This is a genomic window from Polaribacter sp. Z022, assembly GCF_023555495.1.
GTDB lineage: Bacteria > Bacteroidota > Bacteroidia > Flavobacteriales > Flavobacteriaceae > Polaribacter.
The window spans coordinates 230,912-247,876 of sequence record NZ_JALCZO010000003.1 but is presented as its reverse complement, the minus strand read 5'-3'; the positions used below and the strand labels follow the sequence as shown (position 1 = coordinate 247,876).

At 28.7% G+C, this 16,965-nt stretch carries 17 protein-coding genes; 6 read left to right on the top strand and 11 right to left on the bottom strand.

Going from position 1 to position 16,965, the window contains the following annotated elements; genetic code table 11:
* Window positions 1-3: 3 nt before the first annotated feature.
* Window positions 4-1,353 (bottom strand): NAD(P)/FAD-dependent oxidoreductase, encoded by a 1,350-nt coding sequence (locus MPF13_RS07960; protein ID WP_249981861.1) that lies wholly within the window; start codon window positions 1,351-1,353, stop codon window positions 4-6.
* A gap of 159 nt (window positions 1,354-1,512) precedes the next feature.
* On the opposite strand from MPF13_RS07960, the gene MPF13_RS07955 reads away from it, so the two are divergent.
* The 6 genes from MPF13_RS07955 (at window position 1,513) to MPF13_RS07930 (ending at window position 7,813) form a co-directional block, all read left to right on the top strand.
* Window positions 1,513-2,385, top strand: a complete 873-nt coding sequence (locus MPF13_RS07955) for a hypothetical protein (protein ID WP_249981860.1) — start codon at window positions 1,513-1,515, stop codon at window positions 2,383-2,385.
* Window positions 2,386-2,409: 24 nt separating this feature from the next.
* The gene (locus MPF13_RS07950; protein ID WP_249981858.1) at window positions 2,410-3,414 is read left to right on the top strand and encodes a glycoside hydrolase family 113; all 1,005 of its coding nucleotides are present in this window, start codon (window positions 2,410-2,412) and stop codon (window positions 3,412-3,414) included.
* A gap of 82 nt (window positions 3,415-3,496) precedes the next feature.
* Entirely contained in the window at window positions 3,497-4,330 is an 834-nt protein-coding gene (locus MPF13_RS07945; RefSeq protein ID WP_249981857.1) for a universal stress protein, read from the top strand.
* Window positions 4,331-4,338: 8 nt separating this feature from the next.
* On the top strand, window positions 4,339-5,739 hold the full coding sequence (locus MPF13_RS07940; RefSeq protein WP_249981855.1) for a hypothetical protein: 1,401 nt from the start codon (window positions 4,339-4,341) through the stop codon (window positions 5,737-5,739).
* A complete protein-coding gene (locus tag MPF13_RS07935) occupies window positions 5,739-7,013 on the top strand; it encodes a BamA/TamA family outer membrane protein (RefSeq protein ID WP_249981854.1) in 1,275 nt (424 codons plus the stop codon). Before MPF13_RS07940 ends, MPF13_RS07935 begins: the two co-directional genes overlap by 1 nt.
* A 68-nt stretch (window positions 7,014-7,081) precedes the next feature.
* Entirely contained in the window at window positions 7,082-7,813 is a 732-nt protein-coding gene (locus tag MPF13_RS07930; RefSeq protein WP_249981852.1) for a metallophosphoesterase family protein, read from the top strand.
* Window positions 7,814-7,889: 76 nt separating this feature from the next.
* On the opposite strand, the gene MPF13_RS07925 is transcribed toward MPF13_RS07930, so the two are convergent.
* The 10 genes from MPF13_RS07925 to MPF13_RS07880 form a co-directional block, all read right to left on the bottom strand.
* A complete protein-coding gene (locus MPF13_RS07925; protein ID WP_249981851.1) occupies window positions 7,890-9,980 on the bottom strand; it encodes a S46 family peptidase in 2,091 nt (696 codons plus the stop codon).
* A 74-nt stretch (window positions 9,981-10,054) separates the two neighbouring features.
* Complete coding sequence (locus tag MPF13_RS07920; protein ID WP_249981850.1) at window positions 10,055-10,873, bottom strand: purine-nucleoside phosphorylase; 819 nt, start codon at window positions 10,871-10,873, stop codon at window positions 10,055-10,057.
* Between the two features lie 22 nt (window positions 10,874-10,895).
* Window positions 10,896-11,597, bottom strand: coding sequence for a DM13 domain-containing protein (locus MPF13_RS07915; protein WP_249981848.1), 702 nt, complete (start codon window positions 11,595-11,597; stop codon window positions 10,896-10,898).
* 5 nt (window positions 11,598-11,602) lie between these two features.
* Window positions 11,603-12,214 (bottom strand): TIGR04282 family arsenosugar biosynthesis glycosyltransferase, encoded by a 612-nt coding sequence (locus tag MPF13_RS07910; protein ID WP_249981846.1) that lies wholly within the window; start codon window positions 12,212-12,214, stop codon window positions 11,603-11,605.
* 96 nt (window positions 12,215-12,310) lie between these two features.
* Window positions 12,311-12,796, bottom strand: a complete 486-nt coding sequence (locus MPF13_RS07905; protein ID WP_249981845.1) for a rhodanese-like domain-containing protein — start codon at window positions 12,794-12,796, stop codon at window positions 12,311-12,313.
* A gap of 71 nt (window positions 12,797-12,867) precedes the next feature.
* Entirely contained in the window at window positions 12,868-13,836 is a 969-nt protein-coding gene (arsM, locus tag MPF13_RS07900) for an arsenosugar biosynthesis arsenite methyltransferase ArsM (protein WP_249981844.1), read from the bottom strand.
* A 40-nt stretch (window positions 13,837-13,876) separates the two neighbouring features.
* Window positions 13,877-14,929, bottom strand: coding sequence for an arsenosugar biosynthesis radical SAM (seleno)protein ArsS (arsS, locus tag MPF13_RS07895; protein ID WP_249981842.1), 1,053 nt, complete (start codon window positions 14,927-14,929; stop codon window positions 13,877-13,879).
* A 113-nt stretch (window positions 14,930-15,042) separates the two neighbouring features.
* Window positions 15,043-15,378: an arsenosugar biosynthesis-associated peroxidase-like protein gene (locus MPF13_RS07890; RefSeq protein WP_249981840.1), complete on the bottom strand. Its 336-nt coding sequence runs from the start codon at window positions 15,376-15,378 to the stop codon at window positions 15,043-15,045.
* A 35-nt stretch (window positions 15,379-15,413) separates the two neighbouring features.
* Complete coding sequence (locus MPF13_RS07885) at window positions 15,414-16,124, bottom strand: DUF547 domain-containing protein (protein WP_249981839.1); 711 nt, start codon at window positions 16,122-16,124, stop codon at window positions 15,414-15,416.
* A gap of 54 nt (window positions 16,125-16,178) precedes the next feature.
* A complete protein-coding gene (locus MPF13_RS07880; protein WP_249981837.1) occupies window positions 16,179-16,865 on the bottom strand; it encodes a queuosine precursor transporter in 687 nt (228 codons plus the stop codon).
* Window positions 16,866-16,965 lie beyond the last annotated feature (100 nt).

Sequence of the window (16,965 nt, the reverse complement as noted above, 5' to 3'; positions counted from 1 at the left end):
CTTTTATGCTTTAGAAAAAATTCGTTTCCAGCTTTTCTTTTTTAGTTGAATATTAGTGTTGTTTTCAGAGTTAAATTTTGCTAAAATTTCAGCTTCATGTAATTTGTAAAACTCAGGATCAAAATTAGCATCAGCCAAATATTCTAACACATGTTCTATGTTTCTATCTTCAGTTAACCATTTGTCAAAAATTTCATGACGCATTCTAATTCCAAAAGTATTAATACCTAAAAACTTGTTAGAATCCTTATCAAAAGAAATGGTAATACATTTATTTTCTTTTGGATGTTGCCACTGAAAATAAGCTTCATTATCTTTTTTGCTTCTCTCACTAAATACCCAACCATAGGTTTGATATTCTATATCTAAAAATTTAGCAGAATTAAACCAATGACCAGGTTTGTAAGCAGTTTTGTTTCCACAAATAGTTTGTGCAACAGTTTCTCCCATCATTCTTCCTGTATACCAAACAGCTTCAATGTTTCTACGTTGACCAATGGCTTCATGTTGTTCTGCACAATCACCAATAGCGTAAATATCTTCTATATTTGTTTCTAAAAATCTATTCACTAAAACACCTCTTTTAGTTTCAATATTGCTTTCTTTTAAAAAGTTAATATTAGGTGTTACACCAGCAGTTAACCCTACAACATCACAAAATATTTCTTCACCAGTTTCTTCTATGATTACAGATTTTACACGTCCATTTTCATCAGATTTTATTTCTTTTAAATTGGTGCTTAAACGTAAATCTATATGATGTTCTTTAATGTGTTTATTAATCATTTCTGACTCTTGAGCAGGCAAAACTCCATTCCAAAAACTCTTTTCTCTAACCAAAAAAGTTACAGGAATTTTTCTGCTTCTTAACATTTCTGCCAATTCAATACCAATTAAACCACCACCAACAATTACAGCTCTTTTACAAGTTTCTTTATTAGGTGCATATTTTTCTAGATTTTCTAAATCTTGTTTATGATACAAACCCATAACTCCATCTAAATCTTGCCCTGGCCAACCAAATTTATTAGGCTTAGAACCTGTTGCAATAATCAGTTTGTCATAAGATAAATTTTCTCCATTGGTAAATTCTAAAACTTTATTTTGTGTATTTACTTTACCAACAAACCCTTCTTTTAAATCGATATTGTTTTTGCTCCAAAACCAATTTTCATAAGGTTGTGTATGTTCAAATTTCATGTGCCCCATGTATATATACATAAGAGCAGTTCTTGAAAAGAAGTATTTATTTTCAGCAGAAACTATAGTGATTTTATCTTCAGAATTTTTTCTAATATGTCTTGCTGCAGTAACACCCGAAATTCCATTTCCAATTATTACAATGTGTTTCATAGTTGATAGTTTGTTGCAAATTATGTCGAAGTTAAAGTTAAGAACTTAATTACTAATCTTAATTTAGAATTGTTATAAATAATAAAATTCAGAAAAAGTTGTAAGTTGTAAAGAATTGTTTAGACTGATGATGTATTAAAAATAAAATCCAACAAAATAATGAAACAAGCTATATCAAAAATTACTTTAACTTTTGTGTTAATATTAAGTTTAAATGCTTACAGTCAGGATAATACTGAAAACGATAAGAGTAATATTCAAACTTACACACCTTCTAAATTATTAGACAAAGGTCAATGGGATGTTAAGTTTTTTAACAATTTGTATACAGAAACAAAAGGAACATTTAATGGTGTAAAAGCAGATAAGCTAAGAGAAAATTATTTTACTTCTACTTTAGATATTTTTACAGGAATCTCTGATAATAATAGGTTAAATATTGGTTTATTGTTAGAGTATAGATCTAATACAAATGGTGGTCAAAGTGCTACTTCTGTTTTCAATTTTAATAGCGATGCAAATTCTAGAAACGGACTTTCATCATTTGCACCCGCTTTAAAATGGCAGCCTATAGAAAGTGTTGGTAATTTTTCTATTCAATCTGCATTTCATATTCCTATCATTTCAGAAGAATCAGATTCTAATGGTGTTTATTTAGACCAAACTGCATATACTTTTCAAAATAGATTTTTCTATGATTATACTTTTGATAGTGGAGATTGGCAATTGTTTACAGAGTTAAATACAGAGTATAATTTTGGAGATGATGCTAGTTTTGCTAACAAAACTTTTGTGTTAGCTCCAGGTGTTTTTATGAGTTATTTTCCGTCAGACAAATCTACAGTTTTAGGTTTTGTACAACACTTTCAACGTTTTGGAGATTTTACTCAAGATTTTACTTCTTTAGGGTTTGGAGGTAAATATCAATTAAACAGTACTTTAAACTTAGAAGTATTGTATAGTAAATTTGTTAGAGGTAATGATACAGGTTTAGGACAAAGTTTTAACATTGGTTTAAGAGCATTGTTTTAATAAAAAACTATTTTTAAAGGATTTATGAAAACAAATAAACTCCTTTTTTTATTGCTGATATGTTTTCAAGTATCCTGCAATAGTCAACAACAAAAAATAAACGGAATAAGTTTTGTTGCATCTGGTGTCCCTATAAATGAAACACATGCAACTCCAGTTGTAAAGGCACAAGGCAATTATGTTGCATTGATGCCTTTTGGTTTTATAAAAAAATTGTCATCTCCTAATGTAATTCATAACACAAAAAGGCAATGGTTTGGAGAAACTGAAGGAGGTTTAATTCAGTATGCAAAAGAATTTAGGAAAAATGACATTAAAATAATGGTGAAACCTCAAATTTGGGTTTGGAATGGAGAGTTTACTGGTTATATAGATATGGATTCTGAAGAAAATTGGAAGATTTTAGAAGATTCTTACAGGTCATTTATAATTACCTATGCTAAATCTGCTGAAAAATTAAACGCTGAAATTTTATGTATAGGAACTGAATTGGAAAAATTTGTAATGAAAAGGCCAAAATACTGGCAAAAATTAATCTTAGAAATTAAAAAAGTTTATTCAGGTAAATTAACATATGCAGCTAATTGGGATGAGTTTAAAAGAGTGCCTTTTTGGAGTGAGTTGGATTTTATAGGGGTTGATGCTTATTTTCCTTTAAGTGATAAAAAATCTCCTACAATTAAAGACCTAGAGTTAGGTTGGCAACCTCACAAAAAAGAAGTTTTAAGAATACAAAAACAATTTAATAAACCAATATTATTTACAGAATATGGTTATAGAAGTGTAGATTTTACAGGAAAAGAACCTTGGGATTCTAAAAGAATTGAAGGCAATGTAAATTTACAAGCTCAAGTAAACGGATTAAAAGCAATACATAATCAATTTTGGAAAGAAGAATGGTTTGCAGGAGGTTTTATTTGGAAATGGTTTCATGTTCATGATAAAGTAGGAGGTGATAATAACAATAGATTTACACCTCAAAATAAACCTGCAGAAAAGGTGTTAAGAGAATTGTATAAACATGACTAGAATTCGTTAAAATATGACGAATGTCCTATAAATTAACCAAATTAGAACTTAAATTTGTTTTATAACTTTTTAAATTACCAAAATGAAAAAAATAATTGTTCCTGTAGATTTTTCTCAACATTCTGAGTACGCATTAAAAACTGCAGCATTATTGGCAAATAAGCATAATGCAACAGTATATGCTTTACACATGCTTGATATACAAGAGGTTTCATTAACTGAAAGCCAAATTAATCAGCAAGAAAAAACAATGTATTTTTTAAAATTGGCAGAACAAAAATTTAAAGATTTTTTAGAAAAAGAATATTTAGAAGATGTAAATGTTGTACCTGTAATTAAGCATTATAAAGTTTTTAGTGAGGTTAATTCTATAGCAAAAGAAGTTGATGCAGATTTAATAATTATGGGTTCTCATGGAGCAACTGGTTTAAAAGAATTCTTTGTGGGTTCTAATACAGAAAAAGTTGTTAGAAATGTAGATTTACCAGTTTTGGTTATTAAAAATGAAATGACAAATGTAGATTTTGCAGATATTGTTGTAGCTACAGATTTTTCTGATGAAAGTGTACCTGCATTTAAAAAGATGTTAAAATCATTAGAGTTTTTAAATGCAAAAAAACATCTATTATATGTAAACTTGCCTAATGAAGATTTTAAAACAACTTCAGAAATGGAAACAATGGCAAATGACTTTTTAATTAAAGTAGAAGGTAATTCTCATAGATTAATTAATGTTAATTATGTTTGTGCTAGATCTATAGAAAATGGGATTCTTAATTTTTCTAATGCTCTAGGTGCAGATTTAATTTCTGTAATTACACATGGTAGAAAAGGATTATCTCATATTTTTGCAGGAAGTGTAGCAGAAGATTTAACAAATCATTCTACCTTGCCAATTATGACTTTAAAAATTTAAAAAATTACATGACTTTTAAAAAATACTTGATTGCGGTTTTTATTCCTTTTTTACTTTTTTCTTGTACAGAAGATAATGATGTAACAGTTCCAAGAAATTTACAAGAATATTTAGAAACAACGTCTGATAATGATTTTGGAGAAGTTATAGCCTGTGCTGCAAGTGTTAGTTCTAGTCTTTCTTATATTTTTTATTATCCTAAAGAAGGAGCATCAGATATAAGATATTATGAAGCAGATAGTTTAAATGTAGATTCGCAAGATTTTGCCAACTACAAAAGAAAAAATTTAGATATTTCTAATGTTTTTGGAGGGAAATTACAAAGGTTTTCTAGATCTAATACAGAAGAAAATTGGTGTTTGGTTACTTATATGTTAGATGGTAAATTACATAAATCTAATGTAATTAGGTTAAAAAACGCAACAAAACCTACTGGTTGGACAGATGTTGTAGATATAGCATATAAAAGTACTTTAGAGCCTAATTTTACATGGTCAGATTTTGGAATAACAGATAACAAAATTTATTTTGAAGTAATTTCTAAGAGTGAAGATGACACTTTTCTATCTGGTACATATACCAATAATAAGTTTTTTCAATATTATGACACTTCAAATGTTGTATTAGATATAAACGAATCTGTTACTCCAAAAACTTTAGTAGAAGACACAGAGTATCTTTTTACTATGATGGCTGTAAGTGAAGATAATTGGGTTAATTTAGTAATTCAAGAAACTTTTATCCCTAAAAATTTACAAGAGTATTTAGATGAAAACTCTTCTAAAACAATAAAAAGTTCGCTAGCTTTTGCAGCAAGTAGTAGCTCTTCTCAAAGTTTGTCTTATGTTTATTATTACCCTTTGGTAGGTGCTTCTGATATGAGATATTATGAAACAGATAATGTTTCTGTAGATGAAAATAATTTTTCTAATTATAGACGAAAAGATTTAACTGATGAAGCTGTTTACGGAGGAAAACTTAGAAGATATTCTAGGTCAGATGATGATACTGAAAGTTGGTGTATTGTAACGTATATAATTGATGAAGTATTATATAAGTCTGAACCAATTAAAATTAAAAATCAAACAAAAGCTACAGAATGGTTGTCTGATGTTACAATAGATGTTTCAGAAAGGTTAAAACCAAAATTTACTTGGACAGATGGTTCTATAAAAGAAAATGAACAATACTTACAGATATTTACAGACAGTGATAACGATTTTGTTTCTGGTACATTTACTACAGAAAAAACGTTTAAATATTACGATTCTTCAAATGTAACTGCTACCATTAATTTAGAAACTCCACCAGATTTAGTTTTAAATGAAGAATATAATTTTACAGTTTTTGGTTTAAGTTCAGATAATTGGGTAAATTTGGTAATTCAAGAATCATTTATTGCTGAGTAGTGAAATTTAAAAACAGTCTATTTTTACTTTTTTTTATTGTTTCTACTATTATTTTTTCTCAAGAAAAGGTAGTTTTAGATATTAAAATTAAAGGAGCCAAAAAGATAAAAAAGGCATTTATAACAAAGCTTTTAGAAACAAAGAAAGAATCGTCTTTAGATTCTCTTTCATTAGATAGAGATATTATTCTTTTAAAAAGATTGCCAGCAATTAGTCATGCATACTACCAAGTTTTTCATTCTCATAATAATTTTTATAACGTTTTTATAAATATTGAAGAGAATTTTACACTTATACCACAAGTAAATATTTGGACGACAACAAACAATCAGTTTTCTTATAAATTAGGTTTGTATGATTATAATTTTTTAGGAAGAAACATAACTTTTGGAGGGTTTTATCAAAACAATGGTTTTGATTCTTATGGAGTAAATTTTAAAGCCCCAAATTTGTTTTCTAAAAAATGGGGTTTGGCTCTCAATCATCAAAATTGGAAAAGTGAAGAACCTTTATATTTTGGAGATAAAACTGCAAATTATTTATATAACAATATTTCTTTTGAAGTTTTAGGTTTGTATCAAATAAACTTAAGGAATCAATTAAATTTTGGTGTAAATTTCTTTAATGAAAAATACCAATATTTATCTGGAGCAACAGACCCAGCAGTACCTCAAAACTTAGATTTAGATAAAAAACTTTTAAAACTAGTTTATACTTATGATGCTTTAGAATATTATTATCAATATATAAAAGGTTTTAAATCGGTTTTGTACACTCAGTTTGTAACATCTAACAATCCTTTTCAGAATGATTTTTATATTGCTTGGAATGATTTTTTCTATTACAAAAGAATAAAAGAAAAAGGTAATTGGGCAAACAGATTACGTTTTGGTTTGTCATCAAATGAGAAAACTCCATTTGCTCCATTTGCATTAGATAATAATGTAAACCTAAGAGGTGTGGGTATTATAGTTGATAGAGGTACAGGAAGTTTAGTTTGGAACACAGAATACAGACACACAGTTTTAGAAAATAAATGGTTAACTATACAATCAAATATATTTTCAGATATTGGTTCTTGGAGAAATCCTGGAGGAGAATTAAATGATTTTTTTGAAAGTAAAAACCTAATGGTTTATTCTGGATTAGGTTTGCGTTTTATGAGTAAAAAAATATACAATGCTACTTTTAGAATAGATTATGGTTTTAGGGTTTCTAACAACCATGGGCAATCTAAAGGCGGTTTGGTATTTGGTTTAGGTCAATATTTTTAAAGTTAATTTAATATTGGTTTCTTTTCTTTTTAAAAGAATACTTTAGTTTTGCATAAAAATAAATACAGATGAGAACTTTTGCAATTGGTGATATTCATGGAGGATTAAAAGCTTTAATTCAGGTTTTAAACAAACTAGAACTTAAAGATAAAGACAAGTTAATTTTCATGGGAGATTATGTAGATGGATGGAGTGAGTCTGCTCAGGTTGTTCAATTTTTAATTGAGTTGTCTCAAAAATTTGAATGTATTTTTATTAAAGGAAATCATGATGTTTGGTGTCAGAATTGGTTAAAAAATAATAAAGATGTTAATCCATCTTGGTACATTCATGGAGGTAAAGAAACAATGGAAAGTTATGAGACTTTTTCAGATGATGAAAAGAAACAGCATTTAATTTTCTTTGAAAACTTACCATTATATCATATTGATAACGAAAATAGGTTGTTTTTACATGCAGGTTTTACTTCTTTGCATGGAGTAACCAAAGAGAAACATCAAGAGTATTTTTATTTAGATAGATCTTTATGGGAAATGGCTTTAGCAATGAATAGAAACTTAAAAAGAAGTTCTATGTATTATCCAAAGAGATTAAATCTTTATAAAGAAATTTTTATAGGACATACACCAACTACAAATTATGAAAAGAATTTTCCTGTTAATATAGAAAACCTTTGGAATATTGATACAGGTGCTGCATTTACAGGAAGAGTTACTGCAATGAATGTTGTAACTAAAGAGTTTGTGCAAAGTGATAACTTACCTGGGTTATATCCAGATGAAAAAGGAAGAAATAAATAATAGATTCTTAATTATAAACATAAAAAAAGGTTTAAGAAACATGTTTCTTAAACCTTTTTTATTGAATTAGTTTTGCTTATTTTTTCTTTGGATGAACCAATTTCATTTCATCAATTAAATGAGTTGCACCTGCATATTTATCTACAATAAATAAAACATAACGTAAGTCTACCATAATATTTCTACAAATTTCTGGGTCGTAATTCATATCACTCATTGTTCCTTCCCAAACTCTATCAAAATTTAACCCAATTAAATTTCCTTCAGCATCAATTGCAGGACTTCCAGAGTTTCCACCTGTTGTATGGTTTGTTCCTAAAAAACAAACAGGAACTTTACCGTTTTTATCAGCATATTGTCCGTAATTTTTAGTTTTATGAAGCTCTCTTAATTTCTCTGGTACATCAAACTCATAATCTCCAGGTACATATTTTTCTATAACACCATCTAAATAACTTACAGGATTGTAATAAACAGCATCTCTAGGAGCATAACCTCTAACTTGTCCATAAGTTACTCTTAAAGTACTGTTTGCATCAGGAAAATAACGAGCATTAGGTAATGCTTCCATTAAAGCTTTCATGTATTTTTTTTGTAAAGCAACAATAGGCTCATTTTTTTTGCCAAACTCTGCATTAATTGCATTGTAAAATTCAGCAATCATTGGTTTTGCATATTTATATGCAGCATCATTATTTAAGTTTTTTAGTACTTTTTTAGCTTTACCATCAAACAATGCCAATGCTGAAGTTAAATTAGTAAATGCAGTATTGTTATAAATACTTGCGTCTGCATTTTTATTAAAAAAAGGCATTACATTTTTAAAAACACCTTTATCTACTTCAACATCATAATTTTTATGTATTCCTTTTAAAGTTCTTTCTATAGCAGCTTTAGCTTTGTTAAAACCTTTTTTGTCTTTTAATACTGCTTGCTCAAATTGATAAGCTCTAAAAGTCATTGTCATTAATTCATTAGTAACTAAAAAGACTTCTATAAAGTTTCTTCTTTTTATGTTAATTGGAGCAAAATCTTTATACAATCTATCGAACTCAGGTAAAATGTTTCCATATTTTTCTGTTAAGTTTTTTTCGGCCAAGGCTTTTGTAAAATCAGCTTCAAATTCTTGTCTTTTTTCTACAGCATTACTTTTTTGAATACCTAAATTTTCTCCAATCCATTTTTTCCAAGCATTTGCAATACGTGCTTGTTTAGAAGCATATTTAATTCTTACAGCATCACTCTCTTTCATTTTTGCATCAATAACTTTTAATGCAGCTTCTCTAATTGCAATGTTTGTAGGGTTGTATTCTTCTGTAATATGTTTTATGGCAACTGCTGGTAAATATTCATTTGTTCTTCCTGGAAAACCAAAAACCATTGTAAAATCTCCTTCTTCAACACCATCTAAAGAAATTGGTAAAAAGTGCTTTGGTGTATAAGGTTTGTTGTTTTTGCTATATTTTGCAGGACGATTATTTTCATCTGCATATATTCTAAACATCGAAAAATCTCCTGTATGTCTTGGAAAAACCCAATTATCTGTATCGCTTCCAAATTTACCAATACTTGTTGGTGGAGCACCAACTAAACGAATGTCTTCAAAACGTTCTGTAACAAATAAGTAATATTGATTTCCTTGGTAAAAAGATTTTACTTTAGTTTTTTGCCAAGATTCTTTAGCAACTGTTTTTTGTATAGCATTGCTGTTTTTTGTAATGATAGATTGTTTTTCTTTTTCAGTTAAAGCATCTGTAACACCCACAAAAACTTTATCAGTAACATCTTCAATTCTTACAATAAACTCAACATACAAACCTGGGTTTGGTAATTCTTCGTTTAAATTCATTGCCCAAAACCCATCTTTTAAATAATCGTTTTCTAATGAAGAATGTGATTGAATTTGCCCAAAACCACAATGGTGATTTGTTAAGATTAATCCTTTAGGAGAAATAATTTCTGTTGTACAACCTCCGTTAAAATGCCCAATAGCGTCTTTTAAGCTAGAATTGTTTACATCGTAAATGTCTTTTGCTGTTAATTTACTTCCTAAAGAAGTCATTTCTTGTTCGTTCATTCCTTCTAAAAGTGAAGGAATCCACATACCACCTTGTTGTGCTGAAACCTGAACAACAAAGAATAATAAAAGTATTTTTAAGTATTTCATTTTTGATAAAAATTAAGTGGTATAAAGATACACAAAGCATTAATTTTTACCTAAAATACAAGTAGTAGTTTTAACTAGATTACCTTAATTACCTCTTTAAAAAGTGTAATCATTTTTGGTTCTGCTTCACCTGCAATTGCAATGATTTCTGCAATGTCTACAGGTTGTAAGTTTTTAGGATCACATTCATCTGTTAATACAGAAATTGCAGCACAAGGTAAGTTTAATTGTTTAGCAACAATAACTTCTGGTACTGTACTCATACCAACTGCATCTGTTTCAAAAATTTGTAACATTCTATATTCTGCTCTAGTTTCTAGTTGAGGTCCTAAAACACTTGTGTAAACACCTTTGTGAAGTAAGATGTTTTGCTCTTTTGCAATTGTAGAAATTTTAGCATTCAATTCTTTAGAATATGGTTCTAACATATCAGCAAAAATATTACCAAACTTATTTGCTCCTTGAAAAGCTAATGGAGAAGTTCCTTGTAAATTAATGTGATCTTCAATCAGCATTAAATCTCCTTTTTTATAAGATAAGTTAATGGCGCCTGCAGCATTAGAAATTAGTAAGTTTTTAATTCCTAAACCATGTAATGTTCTAATTCCGTAAGTAACTTCCCAAGCATTGTAACCTTCATACAAATGAAAACGACCAGACATAACAATTACTTTTTTGCCAGATAATTCTCCGTAAATTAATTTACCAGAATGAAACTCTACAGTAGCCACAGGAAAGTTTGGAATATCTGCATAAGCAACTTCTTTTTCTATGGTTATTTCATCTACAAGTTTTCCTAAACCTGTTCCTAAAACAATCCCTATTTCTGGGTTTGTAATTCCTTTAGAGGTTAAAAATGCTATAGTTTGTTGTAATTGTTGTTGCTTGCTCATTTCTATGTTTTGTCAGTTAAAATTACTGAATGACTAATTTTTGTGTTTTCGATTTTCCATCAACATCAATTTTAACAATGTAAATACCTTTATTAAAATTAGAAACATCAATTCCTTTTTTAGAAATTTCAGATTGATGAAATACTTGTTTTCCTAAGACATTAAAAATACGAATTTCAATAGAATTCACATCGATATTTGAAACATGAATTTTATTTTTTGCAGGATTAGGAAAGATTGAAATTTTATCTATTAATAAGTTTTGAATATTTAAAACCGAACAATTATTAGGGTGAAAACTTGTAAAAGTACCTAAATCCCAAAAGTGATTGTATTCTAAACAATAAAAGAAAACTTTGTCAAATTTAGTAATGTCTTTTCCTTCTGGAATAGCAATAGTAAAAGTTTGTTGTCCATTTGCTTGTATTAAACCAAATTCTAAATGGTTTAAATTGGCAATTAAAGTAGTGGCTAAAACAGCATCTGAAACTCCATTAGATTCCACTAAATAAGCTCTAACATCTGGTCCAGGAGTTGTACTAAAATTACTGGCTAAATTAAGTGTAATTGTATTGTTTGTGTTTAGTGTTATTGAAACGTCTCCAGTAATATTGTATGAACTATCATCTGGATTGTTTCCAAAACCGTTTATGTTCTCAGAACATTGACTATTTGTGTGAATTGTAATAGCTAAAAAAAGGAAAGTAAGTAGTATTTTTTTCATGTAAATTATTTAGAATTTATAAACGTTGACATAATTTCTGGAATATCTATGATATCTTCATATACATCTATGTCGTTTTTAAATTCTAATAATTTCACTTTTTTATCTTTTAAATCTTCTAAAGTATCTTTTCTTACAGAATCTGTTCCCCAATTTTTATTTTTGAAGATGTTATGCTGTAAAGATTTCATTCCTAAAAGATAATAACCACCATCTTCTGCAGGACCTAAAACCACATCATTATTCTCTAATTTTTGAAAAGCAGTATTTATGTTTTCTGATGTTAAATCGTATAAATCGCTACCAATAATCATTACTTTTTGGTAACCAGCTTCAAATCCGTTTTTAAAAGCGTTTAACATTCTAATTCCTAAATCTTCTCCAACTTGTTGGTGTTTTTGAAAAATATTAGCATCCCAAATATCATTCTCTCTTATTTTTACAGAATAATAAACGGCTTTGTCAGCATTTACTTTTGATGCAACATTACAGGTTTTTTGAAGTAAAAATTTATAAATTTCTAAAGCAGTTTCGTTTCCAATAGTTTTAGCCAAACGTGTTTTTGCTTTTCCTAATTCTGGGTTTCTAGTAAAGACTAATAATAAGTTTTTATTCAAAATATATTTTTATTTGTCATTTCTCCACAAGGTCGAAATGACATTAGGTTTTTTTTATCACAATACAGATGATTGAAAGTGTGAATTTTTATAAAATTAATAAACCTTCTTTCCCTTCTTCAGCCACTTACTCCAATCTTTATTAAAAGTATGGACTTTTTCTGTGTTTTTTCCTAAAGTGTCAATAACCTGAAAGTTGTTGTTTTTCCATTCAAAAATACCTCCATATAAATTAAAAACATTGGTGTAGCCTTCTTTTATTAGTTTGTCTGCAACAATTTCAGAACGTATTCCTAAAGAACAATACACAACTATTTTTGCATTTTTATCTTTTGGAAGTTTGGCTATGGTATTATTGATGTTAAAATTATCATAGCCAACACAAATAGCATCTTTTAAATGACTAACTTTAAATTCTTTGGTTTCTCTAGCATCTAATAAAATAGCATTTGTTGTAGCTAAAGAATCAGCAGAAATATAAGGAACATTATTTTTATTGAATTTATTCAATAATTTGTCCAACTTCTTTTGACCAAAAGAAACAGAAGAAATTAAAAGGAAAAAGAGTACTGTTTTTTTCATACTTATTTAAAATCTTAGAATGTCATTTCAATTTTTTGGAGAAATCTAAACAACTAAAGATAATCACTAATCTAACAACATCCACCACCATCATAATGATAAGTAGATTCTGATATATAAATATCATCTCTACCCAAAGCAGCTAATTGACCCGCTGTTTTGTCGCAAATGGCAATTGGCTGATTTTTTAATAAAACATGACCTGCATTGTCATCAAAAAAGTCTTCATCACCAAAATAAATTGCCGCTTTTCCAGTAAAAATACAAGGTCCATCTGCAGGCATTGGATCTTTAATAGCTGCAACTTCAATAGATTCTATATATATTAATTCTTCAGTTGGGTAATTCTTCGGGTCTAAAATACGGTAAGGTTTTCTGGCTCTAATTTCAATCGTTCCAAAACCTGCATCTGTTAACGCTTTCACATAATCAGCAATCGATAAAGAACCACTTAAACATAGAGCTCGCAAACGTTCGTCATTACGTAATTCATCATTCATTGGTTGTTCACATGTAGGATCACTCATTACCAAACGTCCATGAGGTTTTAAAACTCTGTACATTTCAGCAATGGCTTTCTTTAAATCATCAGATTTAAAAATGTTGAATAAACAATTTTGAGCAGCAACATCAATAGAGTTACTTTCTACTGGTAAATCCATGGCATCACCTTTTCGTAAATCTACAAATTCAGATTTAAACCAATCATTTTGTTCTTCTGCTTCTATAAAGTTTTTACGAGAAGCTTCTAGCATTTCATCTACAACATCTAAACCAATTACTCCGCCTTTATTTCTGTTGAAATAGGCAAATTGTAACAATTCCATTCCACCTCCAACACCAACGTATAACATTTTTGGGTTGTTAGTTAAATCTCTAGCGTGCACAGTAGAACCACAACCATAGTTCATTTCTTGCATAATTCTAGGAATCTTTAATCCAGGTAATTCCCAAATAGGATTTGTAGTACAACATAAGCCAACATCTGGTGTTAAGGCTGCTTCTTTATACACATTGTGTGTAGTTTCTAAATAACTCATATTCTATTTCTTTGTTAAAGTGATACCACTTTAATTTTAATTAAGCAACAACACCTTGACAGCTACTTCCTGCACCAGCAGTACAACCATAACAATGTTGGTTGATGATGATGTTTCTGTCTTGTAAAATTTCTTCATTATAATCTGAAATGTGTTTTACCTTGGCGTTTACTTTTAAGTTTAACATTTGATTGAAATCACAATCATATAAATTTCCATCCCAACTTACAGAAAGTGTGTTTGTACACATTACATTTTCTACAGCTGCAGGATTGTAAGCTTCTACTAAAGAATACATATAATCTTCATAGTTTTCTGAAGCAATTAAATAATCTAAAAACCTACTAATAGGTAAATTTGTAATGGCAAATAAACTATTAAAACTGATATCAAAATCTGATTTTAAAGCTTTTTTAAAATCGTTTTCTAATGCCATTTGATCTCCTGGTAAAAATGCTCCTGAAGGATTATACACCAAATCTAATTTTAAATTAGAACCTTCCATTCCATAACCAACAGCATTTAATTCTTGTAAGGCTTTAATAGATTTGTCAAAAACTCCATCTCCACGTTGTTTGTCTGTTTTTCCACGTGTCCAATGTGGCATTGAAGAAACTACGTGCACATTGTGTTTTTTAAAGAATTCTGGTAAATCGTAGTATTTTTTATTAGCTCTAATAATAGTTAAGTTAGAACGAACAATAAAATCTTTAATTCCTGCTTTTGATGCTTCTTCTACAAACCATCTAAAATTTGGATTCATTTCTGGAGCTCCACCAGTTAAATCTAACGTATGTGCACCTGTATTTTTTATAACTTCTAAACATTGATTCATTGTTTCTAAAGTCATAATTTCTTTACGATCTGGTCCAGCATCTACATGACAATGTTCGCAAACTTGGTTGCACATATATCCTAAATTGATTTGTAAAATTTCTAACTTTTTAGGACGCAATGGAAACTGATTTGTTTCTTTAATTTTTGCTGCAAATGTTGGTAATTCTCCATCAGCAAAAATTCCGTTTGAAAGAATTTCTAATTGACGAGTAGTATTTGCAATATCGTTATTTCTAGCTTTTAGCGATTTCTTCATTCTTGTCTCCTCGAACGCAGTCGAGAGGTTTTAATTTATTATTTCGACATCCTTCGTAAACTCAGGATAAGCAATTCATAGAAAATTTCTGAAAAGAAATTCTGGTACTCTGCTTACATCTCAAGCTTATTCACTTTATTCATCATTTGTACTCCATGTACTAGAGTAGCTCCACTTTTTATGGCAGCACCTACATGAATAGCTTCCATCATTTCTTCTTTTGTAATTCCTCTTTGCAAACCATCTTTTGTATAAGCATCAATGCAATAAGGACATTGTTCTGTGTGTGCAACAGCCAAAGCAATTAAACTTTTTTCACGAGCAGATAATGCTCCTTCTTCAAATACTTTTCCATAATAATCAAAAAACTTGTTTCCAAGTTCTTCACTCCATTCTGTAATTTTGCCAAATTTTCTTAAATCAGCAGCGTCATAATAATTTTTAGACATTGTTTTTGTGTTATTTCAGATGAAAAATAAAAGTACTACTTTCCGTTTAAAGTCCAATCGTATTTTAGAAAACTAATTTTAGCTTTTTTACTGATTTCTGTATCTGAATATTTGTTTAAATATTCGATTAAAGAACTGTTTTTTGTGAAGTCATTTTTAAACCAATTAAAAATTTCTGATATCTGAATTTTCTTTTTTGATAATTTGTTTCTTGTTGTATCGTTAATGAATTCTTTCATTAATTGTTCTAATGAAGCTTCTATGTTTTCTTCTGTAAAAGCCATGTTTCCTAATTTAGGACAAGAACCAGAAGCACAATTTACCCCTACATGAATTCTTGGGTCGAACAATTTTTTACGTAAAATTTCGTGTTCAATATGATCTAAGGTATATGTTTTACCACCAACTTTAGCAAAAGGAATTTTCCAAGCAGTTTTTCCTTTTTGCTTGATGTCCATGATAGATTTTAAAGGATAATTCTCTAAAATTATTTTAATAGTATATGCATTGTATGCGTTGATCCAAAAAGCTCTTTGTTTGTTTGCTGACCAAGAATTTGCTGGAGTTGTTTTTTCTAAATAAGAAATAAAACTATCTAATTTTGTTTTATCTGTTTTAAAGGATTTGTAATCTACAATTCCGTTTTTTGTAACGTGTTTTTGCAACAACTCGTTAAAGATTGAAGTTTGAGCGTTTACTTGAGATAAAGTTAAAATTGTTACTAAAAGTATAAATGTTTTCTTCATTTTTTTTTAATTTCTAATTTTTTAGACGAAACCTTTTTTAAATGTTTACAAAAATTATTCTAAAATTTCTTCACCAGGTTTTAAGTTGAATTTTTTTCTAAAAAGAAACACAATTCCATATAGAATAGGCGTGTCTAATGCTGCAATTATTATTTTAAAAAGAAAACCGCTTATTAATAAACTTGTAAAAATATGCCAAGGAAGAATTTTAAAAGAACACAATAAAAAAACAACTGTAAAAGTATCTATAAATTGAGAGGCAAACGTTGAGAAATTATTACGTAACCATAAATGTTTACCATGGGTGAATTTTTTCCAGAAATGAAAAATTTTGATATCTATAAATTGCGCAAATAAATACGCCATCATAGATGCAAAAACAGCTAAAGGAGAAAGCCCAAATACTTGATGAAAGGTTTTATTATTTACAGGAGAATTGTTTATTGCTGGAGCAAAATCTGCTATTAAAATAATTAACATAGAGAAAAAAGATGCAAAAATTCCTGCTATAACCACTTGATTTGCTTTTTTCTTTCCATAAATTTCAGATAAAATATCTGTAATTAAAAAAGTAATTGGGTAAGGAAGAATTCCTACTGAAATTTCGAATCTATAAATACCAAAAGGTTCCCAATAAAAGAATTTTTGAAAAATTAAATTTGATGCAACTAGAGATGCAATAAATAATGCAGCAAGAATTAAATAAATGTTATCTGCTAATTGTTTGTCTTTAATTGTCATTAGGCTAAGTTAATAAATATTCTTTCAGTACAGGTAATCAATAAGTTTACAAACAAGTTTAGCCCCGATTGAAGCATTTGTTTGAGCTCTTTTTGTTTTT

Coding starts and splice junctions, on each gene's coding strand:
- MPF13_RS07960 (WP_249981861.1), bottom strand. CDS start 1,353: ATGAAACACATTGTAATAATTGGAAATGGAATTTCGGGTGTTACTGCA.
- MPF13_RS07955 (WP_249981860.1), top strand. CDS start 1,513: ATGAAACAAGCTATATCAAAAATTACTTTAACTTTTGTGTTAATATTA.
- MPF13_RS07950 (WP_249981858.1), top strand. CDS start 2,410: ATGAAAACAAATAAACTCCTTTTTTTATTGCTGATATGTTTTCAAGTA.
- MPF13_RS07945 (WP_249981857.1), top strand. CDS start 3,497: ATGAAAAAAATAATTGTTCCTGTAGATTTTTCTCAACATTCTGAGTAC.
- MPF13_RS07940 (WP_249981855.1), top strand. CDS start 4,339: ATGACTTTTAAAAAATACTTGATTGCGGTTTTTATTCCTTTTTTACTT.
- MPF13_RS07930 (WP_249981852.1), top strand. CDS start 7,082: ATGAGAACTTTTGCAATTGGTGATATTCATGGAGGATTAAAAGCTTTA.
- MPF13_RS07925 (WP_249981851.1), bottom strand. CDS start 9,980: ATGAAATACTTAAAAATACTTTTATTATTCTTTGTTGTTCAGGTTTCA.
- MPF13_RS07920 (WP_249981850.1), bottom strand. CDS start 10,873: ATGAGCAAGCAACAACAATTACAACAAACTATAGCATTTTTAACCTCT.
- MPF13_RS07915 (WP_249981848.1), bottom strand. CDS start 11,597: ATGAAAAAAATACTACTTACTTTCCTTTTTTTAGCTATTACAATTCAC.
- MPF13_RS07905 (WP_249981845.1), bottom strand. CDS start 12,796: ATGAAAAAAACAGTACTCTTTTTCCTTTTAATTTCTTCTGTTTCTTTT.
- arsM (WP_249981844.1), bottom strand. CDS start 13,836: ATGAGTTATTTAGAAACTACACACAATGTGTATAAAGAAGCAGCCTTA.
- arsS (WP_249981842.1), bottom strand. CDS start 14,929: ATGAAGAAATCGCTAAAAGCTAGAAATAACGATATTGCAAATACTACT.
- MPF13_RS07890 (WP_249981840.1), bottom strand. CDS start 15,378: ATGTCTAAAAATTATTATGACGCTGCTGATTTAAGAAAATTTGGCAAA.
- MPF13_RS07885 (WP_249981839.1), bottom strand. CDS start 16,124: ATGAAGAAAACATTTATACTTTTAGTAACAATTTTAACTTTATCTCAA.
- MPF13_RS07880 (WP_249981837.1), bottom strand. CDS start 16,865: ATGACAATTAAAGACAAACAATTAGCAGATAACATTTATTTAATTCTT.